Origin of the sequence: Gelidibacter pelagius (assembly GCF_017581925.1) — a bacterium.
Taxonomy (GTDB): Bacteria; Bacteroidota; Bacteroidia; order Flavobacteriales; family Flavobacteriaceae; genus Gelidibacter; species Gelidibacter pelagius.
Genome location: NZ_JAGEVG010000006.1, coordinates 164,617 through 180,093, shown reverse-complemented (window position 1 = coordinate 180,093; position 15,477 = coordinate 164,617). Strand labels below are relative to the sequence as shown.

The following is a 15,477-nucleotide window of genomic DNA, read 5'->3' as shown; positions in this document are numbered from 1 at the left end:
GTTCCTTTTAGTGTCTCCAAACACCATAACTGTTGGTGCCTTTAATTTCTTGATTGTATAAAACCGCTAAACAAAAGCCGAGATAATTCCGTGTTTCTTTCGGGTCGATAATACCATCATCCCAAAGTTCAGAAGTGGAATGCCATGCAGATGATTTTGATTCAGCTTCTGCAACCAACATGGCTTTTATCATATTGGTTTGTTCGGGATTATCAGGAAGTCCTTTGGCTTCGTTGGATGCTTTTTGAATAATTTCCATCACACCTGCCAATTGTTCTGAGCCCATCACGCCAATTTTTGAATTGGGATAAGCAAACAAGAAATTAGGTTCAAAAGAACGTCCGTTCATCCCATAATTACCAGCGCCAAAAGAACTCCCAATCATTAAGGTGATAGATGGTACTTTAGAGTTGGAAACGGCATTGATTAATTTCGCGCCGTTTTTAATGATGCCACCTCTTTCATATTCTTTTCCAACCATATACCCCGTGGTATTCTGTAGGAAGAGTAGGGGAATGTTCTTTTGATTGGACAACTGAATAAACTGCGCGCCTTTGTTGGCAGATTCAGAAAAAATAACACCGTTATTTCCAATGATTCCAACTGGGTAGCCGTTTATTTTAGACCACCCGCAAACCATAGTACTACCGTATTCTGCCTTAAATTCGGAAAATTCAGATCCATCGGTAATCCGCATAATGAGTTCTCTAACATCAAAAGGGGTTTTGATATCGGCAGGAACCACAGATAAGATTTCGTCTGATGGATATAAAGGGATTTTAATGTCTTCTGTAGGAATTAAATGTGGCGTCTTTTCTGGCACAAATTCCATGATTTCTCTGGCGATTCGAATCGCATCCAATTCATCTTCCGCTAAATAATCTGAAACACCAGATTCTCTACTATGCATTTCTGCACCTCCCAGTTCTTCATCGGTTGCAATCTCATTGGTCGCCATTTTCACTAAAGGCGGACCGGCTAAAAACACTTTTGCAGCTTGCTTTTGAAATATGGAATAATCAGACATTCCTGGGATATAAGCCCCACCAGCAGTAGCATTACCAAAAACAACGGCAATGGTTGTAATTCCTAATTCGGAACGTCTGGTGATTTCTCTAAATCCTTCGCCACCATAATTAAATATTTTGGCTTGGTCAGGTAAATTGGCGCCGCCACTTTCAACTAAATTGATGGTTGGTAATTTACATTCTCGTGTGATATCGCCAATTCTTAGTCCTTTAAAAACAGTCGCGTAATCTACGGAACCACCTTTACGGGTGCCCACATTGGAGTTGATCATGCAAAACTTGCCGTGAACCAAGCCAATACCAGAAACACTTGTGCCTCCAGCACCAAAGCCGTTTTTATTGTTCATACCGGCTAAAGGCAATAATTCCAAAAAAGGACTGTCTCTATCCAACAACAATTCGATGCGTTCTCTGGCTAAGAATTTCTGTCTTTTTCTTGCTCTGGTGATGTGTTTTTCATCCCCTTGAAAACTACCTTCCTTATATTTTTTGTTCAATTCTGAAACCAAGTCCACCATCTTTTGATAGTTTTCTTTGCTGGCTGCAGCGTTGATATTGATTTTTGATTTTAAAACACTCATCTTAAATTTGTATTAAAGTTGTAGGCATCGTTGTGCTATGCTGTTTTTGAAGCATAGTTTTTCTCATCAACAATCATTTTTGAAATAATTTCACAAAGTATTTCTGAGGTTCCGCCACCAATTTGATTTAATCGCGCATCACGCCACATACGTGCCAACGGATAGTCTTCCATAAAACCATTCCCGCCAAACATTTGAAGACATTCAAAAGTGACTCTGTCCAGCATTTGTGAACAGACCAACTTTGCCATAGAGGCTTCTTTTACAAGATATTCACCCTTACTATGTCGGTCATAAATGCTGTATAAAAATTGTTTGTTGCAGGCAATCTCTGCCGACATTTGGGCGATGCGATGTCTCAAGACCTGAAATTCCTTGATTTTCTTACCAAAAACAGCTCTTTGATTCATATAATCTAAAGTCAGTTCGATGGCGTATTCTGCACCAGAAACCGAGCCTGCTGCTATGGATAAGCGTTCAGAAACAAAATGTTGCATGATATAAAAGAAGCCGTGGTTTTCTTCTCCCAATAAGTTTTCTAAGGGAACTTTGACGTTGTCCAATCCTATTTCTCCCGTATCGGAGGCTTTCCAACCCAGTTTGTTTAGCTTCGTAGCACTCACACCTTTTCTGTCGTGTTCTATCAACATCATGCTGATGCCATAATACCCAGCTTCCGGATTGGTTTTAACAGCTGCAACAATATAATCGCTATTCACACCGTTGGTAATAAAAGTTTTTGCGCCATTAATGATATAATGATCGCCTTCTTTTACAGCAGATGTTCGAATGGATTTGACGTCAGACCCTGTATCAGGTTCCGTCACCGCCAAACAGCCAATGAGTTTTCCTTCATTACCTGCCGTTAGATATTTTTGTTTTTGTGCTTCATTTCCTGAGCCATTAACATGTACCATGGCTAAGAAGAAATGGGCGCCCATGGCGGCGGCAAATCCACCAGAGTTGATTCGTGAGAGTTCTTCGTGTAACACCACTTCGTACCAAATGTCTAAATCGGAACCGCCATACGCTTCCGGAAAACGAAGTCCAAAATAACCCATGGCTCCAAATTTCTCATAGACTTCTCGAGGCACTTCGCCATCTTCTTCCCATTGATCCAAGTTTGGAATCACCTCTCGCTTTAAAAAGTCTTTTACGGAAGCTCTAAATAAGTCGTGCTCTTCATTAAAAGGAGAAGGATGTTTTGTTTCAGTATGTGTGAGGCTTGTGTATTCTTTCTTGTCGATAACAACCTTGGCAATGATATCTTTCATCATTTCTGAAGATCCTGCGCTCAATGTGCCAACTCGCGTATCTCTATACATACGTGCTAAAGGATGATCCTCCATAAAGCCACTGCCGCCAAAAATCTGCAGACATTGTGTGGCAACTTTTTCGTGTAATTCTGTGGCGATTAATTTGGCTGATGCAATAAGTTTTACATCATAAATTCCCTCGTTGTAGACCTTGGCACAATAATAACTGAATGCTTTTAAGGCTTCAACTTCGGAAGTTAATTGGGCCATTTTATGACGTAATACTTGAACTTTATTTAAGTTTTTACCAAAGGTTTTACGGTTTGCCATATAACGTAAAGATTCGTCAAGGGCGTATTCCATAGTCGCAATAGCGCTTGGCACCAGGCATAAACGCTCCAATTGCAGTCCGTTCATGAGGTACTCAAAGCCTTTGCCAGTTTCGCCTATTAAATTTTCTTTAGGCACTTTTACATTTTCAAAAGTTAAGGTGGCGGTATCCGAAGACTGCCAGCCTAATTTTTTCAATTCTGTTTTATGAATGCCTTCCGAATCTAAATCGATCACTAATAAACTAATGCCCTTAGCTTCGGCTTCCAGATCCGTTTTTACTGCAGTTACGGCGAAACTTCCCTGAATACCGTTGGTGACAAATGTTTTAGTACCGTTGACGATATAATGGTCGTCTTTAGCTTCTGCAGAAGTTTGAATGTTTGCGATATCTGAACCAGCTTCGGGCTCTGTAATAGCAATACAACTTACGGTATCACCAGAAATAATGCTTGGTAAGTATTTCTCTTTTAAGTGTTCTGAACCATAGTTTAAAATATAAGGTGCAGACATATATTGTACCACTTGTTGGGTAATCACAAATCCGCCAGAATTCATTTTACCGAGTTCTTCATTAAATACCACGTCATAGAAATAATCCAAGGCTTTGCCACCGTATTCTTTAGGGTAAGACAATCCAAGAAAGTCCTGATCGCCCATTTTCTTCCAAATAGAAAGTGGGATGCTACCAGCTTCTTCCCATTCAGCAATGTGAGGCTGCACTTCTTTTTCAAGAAATTCTCTTAAGCGTTGTCTGAATTCTTTATGTTCTTTTGAAAAATATGTCATGATTAAAACGATATGTAGTTGTCGATAGTAGTATCAAATGCTTCGCCCAGATTATCCAAATAATCTGCTCCAAAGAAGGCGGTCATCGATTTTTTTCCTTTATCCGTGAAATGCGGAAGAAGAATAGACCAAATCAGTGCTTCACCATCTTCCTTACTTTGATCGCCTCTAATAATCTGTTGTGCAGACCAGAAGAACGCAATCATCCAAACCAGAAGTGCAATATTATGGTAAGCGCCTTTAAAAGGCTCTGGTTTCATATTGCCTATAGATATGGCAAAAGCAATTGCTTTTTTATTATCTAAAACCGTTTGTTTAGTCATTTCCCGAAACTGTGGTTTGACCATGGGATGTACTAAAACTTGAGAGTCTAAAAAGATAAAAGCGTATTCTTTTTGAAAACGATAATACAATTGCACCTCATTATGGAGATTCTCAAAAGAGGGGAGGGCTCTCGATTTTGCGCGTTCTGCGGCAATTTTTTTCCACATCACCTCCGTGATGGCCTTAAGTAAGTCGTCTTTGGTCTTATAATGATAGGTGAGATTCCCTCTCGTCATTTCTAAATGCCCTGCAATTTCATTTAAGGTTACGGCACTAAAACCGTGTTGGTTAAAGTATTTTGTGGAGGCATTTATGATGTTTTCTTTGGTAGTCATTTTGTTAATACTGATAATTATTTTTCAATATTAGTCAAAATAAACTAATAATTAGTCATTTGTGACTAATTATTTTAAAATTGAATTTATGTGTGTAGAATATTAAAATTAGAGGAGAATTAAACGAAAATCTATTGAAAGTTAGGAATCACATATTCGAAAATATATGAACAATTTTCTTTTCATCGTTTTATCCTTGTAGCATTCGATAGGTCAAAATCAGTATCGCGACAGCAAAAATGCTGGTATAAATTAATTTGTTATGTTTTGCGAGCCAATTGGGTAAAAATATATCAAAATTATCTTTTGTGGAATTAGAATATTTCCTGGCCATAACTGTTAAAGGACAAAACATTTTAAAAGCCAATAGCACAAGGCCTTCCAAAAAAACCATTTCAACACCAATCTATATCCATATATCAATCTTGTTAAAAATTGCAGCATACAAAATGTAGAATATGACCACATTAAAGAATAACCAAATAATGGTATGACTGATTTTGATGATTAATAGTTTAGAAATGTTCATTGTAATTTATTTACAAATTCGTTTAATACGGGTTCTGGTAAAACAATCGAACGCTAAGAATCGCATATTTGAAAATTTTTGGACAATGGTTCAGAATATTCAAATTATGAACAAGGCGTAGAAATCCATAATTTACGTACATAATCTGTAATGATATAAAATAGCGCCCAAAAGGCGCTTTTACTAAATTAAAAATAAATGTTCTATAATTTATATTATGTAAAATAGAATATTCTGAAGTGAAGAAATCAATTGCTATTCCTTAGTCTCTTCCAATCTACTCACCCTTCCATTATATTCAATAGAACTGCGACCCGTAGACTGTACTCTGATCGTGCTTCGGTAGTTTGGATATAACGTGATCACCATATCATAACGCTCGTTGCCTCGGTATTTGTCAGATATTTTAAACTTGATGTCTACAGCATGTTTTTTATCATCAAGATTCACCGTATAATCTTCTGGTATATCATTGAATTCAATTCCCGTATGATTGCCTCCATAGCCGCCACCAAAGTTCTGTTCACCAAAAAATGGCAAATGGCCACGAATACTGTCGCCCTTAACGATCAATCTATTGGAGTTTGAAGTGATATCGATATTGCTCGCATTATTTCCTGGGCCTAAGATGTTCGAATTCGCAACCTTACTAAATGCCGCCGAGGCTCTTGGCATGGCGCTTGTAGAAATAATCTCAAAAGATTTTGAGGCTACCAATTCTTGTAGTTTTTGATAGTCTTGATTATCATGCTCTGTAAACTCCTTGCTGGAACCACAACCAATCAATATTATAAATAGGACACTATATGTCAGTATGTGTTTCATAGTTATGAATTTACGAAAAATTCAGACACGGTTTAAATGAATCTCAATAAAATCAGAGATTAATTTTACGTAGAGTCGCAAGAATCGCAAATTATTTATCCGTCTTAATCAGCGCCACTTGTGTTCCATATTCTCCGTGCATCTCCGTAAAACCTCCGCGTATCTCTGTGGAATAACACTCTACTATTTAGGATCCAAAATCAAGTCAATTCGCTTCATCGCATCCTGATAGTGATATTTCGTCTCGGTATGTGACACCGTGTTCTTGCGACTGTTCAATTGGGTTTTCAACGTGTTCAATTCGCCTCTTACCAAAGCTCTCACATCAGATTGATTCACATTATAAACACTTACCCCACGCCCAGGCTTCAATTCCTCAGTCATTAAATACGCCATGCGGTCGATATAGGCACGTTGCAAATTACGTCGGTACACATCTACGGCCTGATTGCTGTTGAGTTCTTTCCAAATCCCTTTGCGCATCTCCTGTAACATTTCCAAGGCCGAATAATTTTCTTTACTGACGGCGGTTCCGTCAATTAATCTCCCCAAGACGTCAAAATCAAGAATGCTGTTTAAATGTCTTGCTTGGGCACTTCTAAAGGTTTCAGTATAGCCAGCGTGATCAATATTGCGAAGAATATTGAAATTGACCATCCACGTTGGGGTTGCAAAAGTGTTTTCCTGCAGCCATGCCATCGCGGCTTTTTGATCGGCTTTTGAAGCTGGCGTATAAATCACACCCCCTTGGTTAGGTTTTTTAGTATCTTCATAGACCCCGCCAATATGCGTGGTCACATGGCCCATATAACGGTTCCAAACGCCCAGCAACTCCCCTTGCAATTCCTTTAAATCATCATAATCGTTGGTTTTATCGCTAGTCCATGTTGGAAGTTGTTCTGCCACATATTTTAGGTTTTTAAGTCCGTAGGTGCTCGCGTTTATAGAGTTGTTCCCAATATCTTCGGTTTGTGAGGATGGATCAAAACGACTGCTCTGTTTCCCATATTTATATTGCGGATCTCCAGCTTTATCCATCACCCACTGGTCCAAGGTTGGGGTCTCCCCTTCTGTGGTTGCCCCTGGAATCCAACGGTAACCCCAATTGGTGACATAATGGTCGTAAGGCCCAATCTGACGGACAAATCGGATGTTTTCATCGCCTGGTTGTGCAATATAATTGTATCGGGCATAATCCATAATACTTGCCGCAATGCCATGCTCTTGAGTGAACGCACCGTTTCGATAACTTTCCACATCATAGGCATTACTGGCGGCCATATTGTGTGGAAATCCTAAGGCGTGGCCTACTTCATGGGCAATCACCATACGCATCATTTCTCCTATTTCCTCATCGCTGGTATCCAAAGTACGTGCTGAAGGGTTGGCGGCGCCAGTTTCAAGCATGTATCGGTTTCTATAGGATCGCAAATGGTTGTGGTACCAGATGATGTCGCTTTCAATAATTTCACCTGTACGTGGATCAGACACACTTGGTCCGACCGCATTTCGTGTGGTACTTGCCACATAACGCACTACGGAATACCGAATATCCTCTGGACTGAAATCGGGGTCTTCTTCGTAAGTTGGTGGGTCTTTCGCGATAATCGCATTTTTAAATCCTGCAGTTTCAAATGGTTTCTGCCATTCTTCAATGCCTTGCTTGATGTATTTGCGCAGTTTCTCAGGCGTTGCAGGATCCAGGTAATACACGATGGGTTTGATGGGCTCTACCAATTCGCCTCTATTATAAGCTGCAGCGTCTTTAGGTTCCAAACGCCAGCGACGGATATATGTTTTTTCATCTGATTTTAAAGCTTCACTACTATAATCATATTGACTGACCGTAAAAAACCCGACGCGCGGATCGGCAAGACGAGGCTGCATGGGTGTGGTCGGTAACAAGACCATCGATTGGTTCATTTGCAAACTGATGGTCTCCGTAGCCGGAAGCATGGGTGGTTTTGACGCATTATAGGTAAAATCTTGAATGATTTCGATATTCAGAGGAAAACTTTTTGCAGAGGTGATAAAACTACGGGAATCGTCCAAATTACGGACTTTGTAAGTCTCACGGAGTCTACTGGACAAGCCACTAATCGCTTTGACATCACTGGTGTAGAATTTAGTAACATCAATCACCACAGCAGATGAATCTTTACTAAACGCCGCAATATCGAAGGCGAATAAGACCGGCTCATAATTGTTTGCTTTTACGGAGATATTGATGGGCAAACTGTCATTGGCAACAGCATTATAGGATTTGACTTTGATCAAGATCTTGTCCTGAAAACGCTCCCATGTAATCAATTGTTCATTGGCTTTTGACCCAGCATTCATGTAGCCTCCACCTAAATTAGAAGGCAATTTGGACATGCGGCTCACGAGCAGCATATCTTTATTCAGTAAACTATCTTGAATTTCAAAGAAGTATTTGTCTTTTATCTTATGGATTTTGAACAGGCCATCATCGGTGATGGCGTCTTTGGTAATCACCTTGTCATAAGGTTTGATGGCCTCGTCCTTCTTCTTTTCTGGAGCAGGCGCTTCTACCTGATTCTTTCCTTTTTTAGTGTTTCTTTTAGATTGTGCACTCACATTCAGTGGATTGAGAAGACCCCCAATCAGCAGGGCAAAAAGACATAAATTCTTCATTGACTTGATTCGTTAGTTAAGATTTATAAATATAGAAATAAGTTTTGGATTGCGGTGGGTTTTTCTCGTTGAGGCGCGGAGACGTGGAGTTGAAATTACCAAAAACAAAAGTACCAATGATAAAATTCCCTGTCTGCCGACAGGCAGGCAAATTCCAATCAGATGGTCTGTGGGAATCTGTGTAATCTGTGTGAAAAAATCAGGATCTTCAGTCTGCCATTTTGCACGCAGGAGGCGCGGATAGGCAAAGTATTTGGGCGAATTAATGCAATTGAAGGAGCACCAAAGAAAAACTCCCTGTCTGGCGACAAGATAGATTAACTCCAATAAGATAATCTGTGAGAATCGGTGATCCCGATAGCTATCGGGACGTGTCTAAAAATTCAGTGAATATCTACTAAGATCAGTGTCACCCGTCTGAACGTACGGGCAGGTCAGCGTTCCGTTTGGCTCACAAAGGCATTGAGACGCAAAGAATTCGTAAAATTAAAGCGGTTAGAAAAACAACAAACTCCAATAAGATAATCCGTGAGAATCGGTGAAATCTGTGTCTGAAAATTCAGTGAATATCTGCTAAGATCAGTGTCACCCGTCTGAACGGACGGGCAGACCAGCGTTCAATTGTTAGCGTTCTATGTCAAATTAATCCTCAGGCGGATGCCCATGAATTTCTTCATAAATAGTATCGAAATTTTCCCTGATATGCGCTCGGAGTTTCATGCGGTAATCATCATGCAACCATTTTACAAAGTTGAAGGTACTTCTACTGATACATTGTGTGTAGCGCTCTAAACGGTGATTGATATCGTCCTCCAACAATTTCATCAAGGCTAGGGCATCATACACATCTTCACTGTTTTCAACACATATTTTCGTGTGATGTGCAATGGACTGCTCTAAAAGCACTTTTGAAGAATCGCCTTTGTTAACAGAATCGGTATAGGCCTGTTTCATATCAAAATAGACCTCTTCAGAATTAGCAAATTCCTGACGCAGGGCATCAGGCATCTCATATCTGAAATCGGCTTCAATATCATCATCATTAACAATACTGTCCAGATAATAATTTGGCGATCCGAAGATTTTCTGCCAGTTAATATCTGCGCCCCAGGGTCCAAAACGGTGCATATTGTTACCTAAATCGATAATCTTAAATACTTCTTTGCCCTTATAAATACGAGACCCACGTCCCACCATTTGGTAATACAAGGCCAAGGATTTAGTAGCTCTGTTAAGAATGATGGTATCAACAGAAGGCTCATCAAATCCGGTAGTCAAAATACTCACCGAAGTCAAAATGGCATTCGGTGTTTCCTTGAACCATTTCAGAATCATCTTCCGTTCCTTCTTGGTCGCAGTATTATCTAAGTGCGCAATGGTATAGCCAGCACGTTTAAAGGCATCGTACACATGTAAGGAAGTGTTGATCCCGTTATTAAAGATCAGCGTTTTCTTATTAAGTGAATGTTGCTCATAGGCGTACACCACTTTTCTTAACATGTCGGTATTGGTGTATAGATCTTCAGAAGATTTGACGGTATAATCGCCGTTGGATCCTACTTCCAAAGACGTTAGTCCCACGTTATATTGATAAGTCTCTGCCCGTGATAGGAAGTTGTTTTCAATAAGGTGCTCAATAGTTTCTCCTGTAATCAGCTCATTATAGTTGTCCTTCATTGGCAAGTCCTTGTTGGAACTCAAGGGAGTTGCTGTCACGCCAAGGATAAAGGAATTTTCAAAATACTTAAAAAGTTTTGTAAACGAATTGTAATGCGCCTCATCAATAATGACTAGACCCACATCAGAAATATCCAACTTGTCCTCTTGGAGTCGGTTGTTCAATGTTTCCACCATCGCCACAAAACAGCTGTAATTTGCCTGATCATCCAAATTGGCTTTACTATCCACTACTTTGTTGGTCACGTTGAATTCTGTCAACATCTTAGACGTCTGTTTCAACAATTCAATACGGTGGGTAAGAATTACCACTTTTTTATCGTGATTCTTTAAATACTGCCTCACAAATTCAGAAAAAATCACAGTTTTCCCACCACCTGTCGGTAATTGATAGAGCAGATGATAGTCGGAAGGAGCTTCATCAAAAGCTTTAAATACCTTGTCAATGGCCTTCTTTTGATAATTGTATAAATCTTTCTCGGTTTGACGTTCTAAATTTTTTGAAACTGTTTTTACAGACATTTCGTATGTTGAGCTTAGCGGTTGGATGTTATAAGAAGATGCAAAGATATGAGTATTAGCACGGTCTTCCAATTATATGTTTAAAAGATATTTGTAATTTGCCCTCTCAATCTATGGAAAAAGACAATTTACAACGCAATTTTGAAGGCTATTTAAGCACACCCCGATTATGGCAAAATGCCGAAATTTATGGTCTGCAACAGTGTGTGTTGAGCAAAACTTCCCTCCGGAATTTCTCCGTTATTAACGCTGGTAATCTGCGCTTGGGAAAACTGGTGGAACAATTTGTATTCCACCAATTGAGTGACGATGACTCTTGTTCGATTATAGCTGAAAACATTCAAGTACAAGACGGCAAACGCACGATTGGCGAATTGGACGCGCTTTTAATGACCGAGAGTCGACCTGTACATTTGGAGATTATCTATAAATTTTACCTGTATGATCCTGAAGAAGGCCCTACGGAGTTATCACATTGGATCGGCCCAAATAGAAAGGACAGTTTGCTTCAGAAATTGGACAAGCTAAAGGAAAAGCAACTTCCACTACTCTACCATCCCAAGACCCAATCCCTACTTGACGATTTAGGCCTTAGCACAAGTGAAACTATACAGCAAGTTTTATTCAAAGCACAGTTGTTTTTGCCACTCGATCACCAAAATATAGAATTTAATCAATTGAATCCGGCTTGTGTTAAGGGTTTTTATGTGAAAATGGACAATCTCGAGCTCTTCAAAACCGGACAATTTTTTATTCCTGAGAAAATCAATTGGCTTATGGATGTCCATGACGATGTGAAATGGATGAATTATGATAATTTTCTACTTAAGTTGAACCCTTTGACCAATAAGAAACTCGCGCCTTTATGTTGGTTGAAGCAGCATGGTAAGTATTCTAAATTCTATGTAGTCTGGTGGTGATTTTTGTAAATGGCTCATCTCCAATCACCTTATTGGTTTCCTCTTAATCCTTGCGATATGTCTTCAAATAGTTTTACTTTGCACAGGTTAAATTTAGAACTCGAATAAAGCTTAAATGCGATGTGAAAATCATAAATATAAATCAGTTCTTCAATGATTGAAAACGATTCCTAATCAAGAACCTCGGGATATTAAAACCCATTAGTAGAAATAAAAAACAATCAACAACTAATAACAATAAATAAACACCTATTTTGAAAGTCTGTATTGCCGAAAAACCCAGTGTTGCGCGAGAAATCGCCGCTATTTTAGGCGCCAATAGTAGGCATGACGGTTACTATGAAGGCAACGGCTATGCGGTAACCTATACGTTTGGGCATCTCTGCACTTTAATGGAGCCCAACGATTATAAACCACACTGGAAAAGTTGGGATTTAAACAATTTACCCATGCTTCCCGAAAAATTCAAAACTAAGGTAGTTGGGAATACGGGAATTCAAAAGCAATTTAAAATAGTCAAGAAGTTATTCGACCAAGCCGAGGTAGTCATCAATTGTGGGGATGCGGGCCAAGAAGGAGAATTGATCCAACGCTGGGTTTTGGATCAGGCAAATTATAAGGGAAAAGTGCAACGTTTATGGATTTCTTCATTAACTGCGGAAGCCATAAAAGAAGGTTTTGAAAACCTCAAACCATCAGAACAGTATGATAATCTCTTTTATGCCGGGTTTTCACGCGCTATAGGCGATTGGCTTTTAGGGATGAATGCCACCCGTTTATACACCCTTAAACACGGAGGCTACAAACAAGTATTATCTGTTGGCCGTGTGCAAACGCCAACTCTAGCGATGGTGGTTAACCGATTTAAGGAAATTGAGAATTTTGTGCCCCAACCCTATTGGGAATTGCAGACACTCTACCGAGATACCTTGTTTAGCTATGAAGAAGGCCGTTTTACCAAAATGGAAGATGGCGAAATATTGGCCAATAAAGTCAATGAGCATGAATTTGAAATTGTCTCTGTTACCAAGAAGAAAGGAAAGGATTACGCTCCAAAACTGTTCGATTTAACGGGACTACAGGTGTATTGCAACAACAAATTTGGGTTTTCAGCCGACGAAACGCTTAAGATTGTACAGAAACTATATGAACAAAAGGTGGTCACCTATCCGAGAGTAGATACCACATTTTTACCCAATGATGTTTATCCTAAAGTCTCTGGAATTTTACAGAACCTGAAGAAATACGCGCCCTTAACAGCACCGCTTTTAGGTAAAAAAATCAAAAAATCATCAAGAGTCTTTAACGATAAAAAGGTTACGGACCACCACGCTATTATCCCAACAGGTGTGGAAAGCCAGTTGCAATACAACCAACAGCAAGTTTATGACATTATAACCAGACGGTTTATAGCTGTTTTTTATGATGATTCTGCAGTATCCAACACGACGGTTATCGGGAAAGCTGCGGATGTTAATTTTAAGGCTACAGGAAAAGAAATCTTGAGCAGAGGCTGGCGCGTGGTGATCGAATCAGCGGAAAAAGAGCAGAAAGCGACAGACTTGCTCCCATCGTTTGTCAAAGGTGAAAAAGGACCTCACGAACCCTCATTTTTGGAAAAACAAACCAAGCCACCCAATCAATTCACAGAGGCTTCCCTCCTACGCGCTATGGAAACTGCAGGGAAACAGGTGGATGATGATGAGATGCGTGAACTTATGAAGGAAAACGGCATCGGTCGTCCTTCTACACGTGCGAATATTATCGAAACCTTATTCAAGCGGAAATATATTGAGCGTAATAAGAAGCAAGTGTTGCCTACGCATATCGGCATTCAACTGATTGATACCATTCAAAACGAACTGTTGAAATCGGCCGAATTGACCGGAATGTGGGAAAAGCAATTGAAAGACATTGAAAAAGGGACTTATAGTGCTGGACAATTTATCGCCAATATGAAAAAAATGGTAGATGCTTTAGTGTATGAAGTCCGTAGTGAAACGCAACGCGCAAACATTTCACATGTAAAAGTTGAACAAAAAGCAGTTGCTGAAAAAGAAGTCAAAAAGAAAGCAGGAATTGCAGGAGAAACTTGTCCAAAATGTAAAAACGGGCATATCATCAAAGGCAAATCGGCTTTTGGGTGCAGCGCTTATAAAAACGGATGTCGATTTGTGCTGCCTTTTAAATTTAAGGACAAAAAGGTTTCAGAAAAACAATATGTGCGTTTGCTCCAAAAAGGATCAACCGTCAATTTGAAAGGCTTTAAAACCGAGGCCGGAGACTTGGAGGGTTTGATCAGATTTGATGATCAATTTCAGTTGGTTTTGGAGCCCAAAAAAGCAGTGAAAAAAGAAACATCTGATGCCCTGACCTGTCCAAAATGCAAGAAAGGTACGGTCATAAAAGGGAAAACCGCCTATGGCTGCAGCCAATACAAAGAAGGCTGCACATTTAGATTTAGTTTTGATGAAGTGCGACAAAAAGCAACCGGAAATATAATGAGCAAGGAGCTGGTTTACAGTATTTTAAATGGAGACGTCTAAACCAAAACAACACATTCATTTCTTACTTCATAAACCCTTGGGATACTTGAGTCAATTCATGAGTAATGCCAAGCACGAACGCAACAAAAAGTTTTTGGGAACACTTTATGATTTTCCTGAAGGCGTCATGCCGATTGGACGTTTAGATAAAAACTCTGAAGGTTTATTGCTATTGACCACTGATGGTTTTTTAAGCAATACCATTTGTAGCACTCCGATCGAAAAAGAATATTATGTACAAGTGGATGGAGAGATTACTGAAGCCGCTATAACACAACTTCAAGAAAGCGTGACTATTGGATTTGAGGGCATCACCTACCAGACTAAAGCCTGTAAGGTTTTTAAACTGGAACAATCGCCGGATTTTGCGGAACGCATTAAAAAAATAAGGGACGCACGCCATGGACCAACCTCATGGATTTCCATCACTATAAATGAAGGAAAGTTTAGGCAGGTTCGCAAAATGACTTCTGCTGTTGGTTTTCCTACCTTGAGATTGGTACGCGTACGTGTAGGTCGCATTTATTTAAACAAAATGCAACCTGGTGAAGTCATTAAACTTGATGAATTAAATGTAGATTAAACGCGCTTTACTTTTACAGCGTTCATGCCTTTCATGCCACGTTCCAACTCAAAGCTCACTTTGTCATTTTCGGCGATATCATCTAAGAGTCCGCTCACGTGACAAAAATACTTTTCATTGTTTTCTAAATCGATAATAAATCCGAAGCCTTTTGAGCTATCATAGAAAGAAACTTTACCTTGTCTTACAGGATCTTCTTCTTCGCCTTCTTCTTTTTTAGGAACACCTAAAACGATGTCTTCAGCATCAACTTTGATTTTATCTGCAGGATCAATTGGAGTATCTGATAAGTTTCCATAAGCGTCTACATAAGCAAACTGGATTCCATCACTTCCGCCTTCTGCACGACGGGCATCTTTTTTCTTCTTTTTTTCTTCACGCTTTTTAGCACGTGCTTTTTCTTTTTCAATTTTGTTAAAGGTCTGTTGCGACTTAGCCATTCTTTTTTTTAAATATGTTTTAAGGGTTAGATTTGAATTACCAAATTATGCTTTAGATGGGCAATTCTTGGAATTGTTGATTCGAAAGATTAATTCAGTGATTCTAATATACATTAAAATTTAATGGAATGCACCAC

At 39.5% G+C, this 15,477-nt stretch carries 10 protein-coding genes; 3 read left to right on the top strand and 7 right to left on the bottom strand.

Annotated elements, in window-relative coordinates; all coding sequences use genetic code 11:
• Nucleotides 1–7: 7 nt before the first annotated feature.
• The 6 genes from J4051_RS06995 to J4051_RS06970 form a co-directional block, all read right to left on the bottom strand.
• Nucleotides 8–1,609 carry an acyl-CoA carboxylase subunit beta gene (locus J4051_RS06995; RefSeq protein WP_208233145.1) on the bottom strand — a complete coding sequence of 534 codons (1,602 nt, stop codon included), beginning with the start codon at nucleotides 1,607–1,609 and terminating at the stop codon, nucleotides 8–10.
• Nucleotides 1,610–1,644: 35 nt separating this feature from the next.
• The gene (locus J4051_RS19195) at nucleotides 1,645–3,984 is read right to left on the bottom strand and encodes an acyl-CoA dehydrogenase family protein (protein ID WP_208233144.1); all 2,340 of its coding nucleotides are present in this window, start codon (nucleotides 3,982–3,984) and stop codon (nucleotides 1,645–1,647) included.
• Nucleotides 3,985–3,986: 2 nt separating this feature from the next.
• Nucleotides 3,987–4,643, bottom strand: coding sequence for a TetR/AcrR family transcriptional regulator (locus tag J4051_RS06985; protein WP_208233143.1), 657 nt, complete (start codon nucleotides 4,641–4,643; stop codon nucleotides 3,987–3,989).
• 784 nt (nucleotides 4,644–5,427) lie between these two features.
• Entirely contained in the window at nucleotides 5,428–5,997 is a 570-nt protein-coding gene (locus J4051_RS06980; protein WP_208233142.1) for a DUF4251 domain-containing protein, read from the bottom strand.
• 183 nt (nucleotides 5,998–6,180) lie between these two features.
• Nucleotides 6,181–8,652: a zinc-dependent metalloprotease gene (locus tag J4051_RS06975; RefSeq protein ID WP_208233141.1), complete on the bottom strand. Its 2,472-nt coding sequence runs from the start codon at nucleotides 8,650–8,652 to the stop codon at nucleotides 6,181–6,183.
• A 642-nt stretch (nucleotides 8,653–9,294) separates the two neighbouring features.
• Nucleotides 9,295–10,851, bottom strand: a complete 1,557-nt coding sequence (locus J4051_RS06970) for a DEAD/DEAH box helicase (protein ID WP_208233140.1) — start codon at nucleotides 10,849–10,851, stop codon at nucleotides 9,295–9,297.
• A gap of 113 nt (nucleotides 10,852–10,964) precedes the next feature.
• Here J4051_RS06970 and J4051_RS06965 point away from each other — a divergent pair, with 113 nt between their 5' ends.
• The 3 genes from J4051_RS06965 (at nucleotide 10,965) to J4051_RS06955 (ending at nucleotide 14,900) form a co-directional block, all read left to right on the top strand.
• Nucleotides 10,965–11,771 (top strand): DUF1853 family protein, encoded by an 807-nt coding sequence (locus tag J4051_RS06965; protein ID WP_208233139.1) that lies wholly within the window; start codon nucleotides 10,965–10,967, stop codon nucleotides 11,769–11,771.
• 254 nt (nucleotides 11,772–12,025) lie between these two features.
• A complete protein-coding gene (locus tag J4051_RS06960) occupies nucleotides 12,026–14,317 on the top strand; it encodes a DNA topoisomerase 3 (protein ID WP_208233138.1) in 2,292 nt (763 codons plus the stop codon).
• The gene (locus J4051_RS06955) at nucleotides 14,304–14,900 is read left to right on the top strand and encodes a pseudouridine synthase (protein WP_208233137.1); all 597 of its coding nucleotides are present in this window, start codon (nucleotides 14,304–14,306) and stop codon (nucleotides 14,898–14,900) included. The genes J4051_RS06960 and J4051_RS06955 overlap by 14 nt, the downstream gene beginning before the upstream one ends.
• Here the strand turns inward: J4051_RS06955 and J4051_RS06950 are convergent.
• Complete coding sequence (locus tag J4051_RS06950) at nucleotides 14,897–15,340, bottom strand: cold-shock protein (RefSeq protein ID WP_208233136.1); 444 nt, start codon at nucleotides 15,338–15,340, stop codon at nucleotides 14,897–14,899. The genes J4051_RS06955 and J4051_RS06950 overlap by 4 nt on opposite strands.
• Nucleotides 15,341–15,477: the final 137 nt, after the last annotated feature.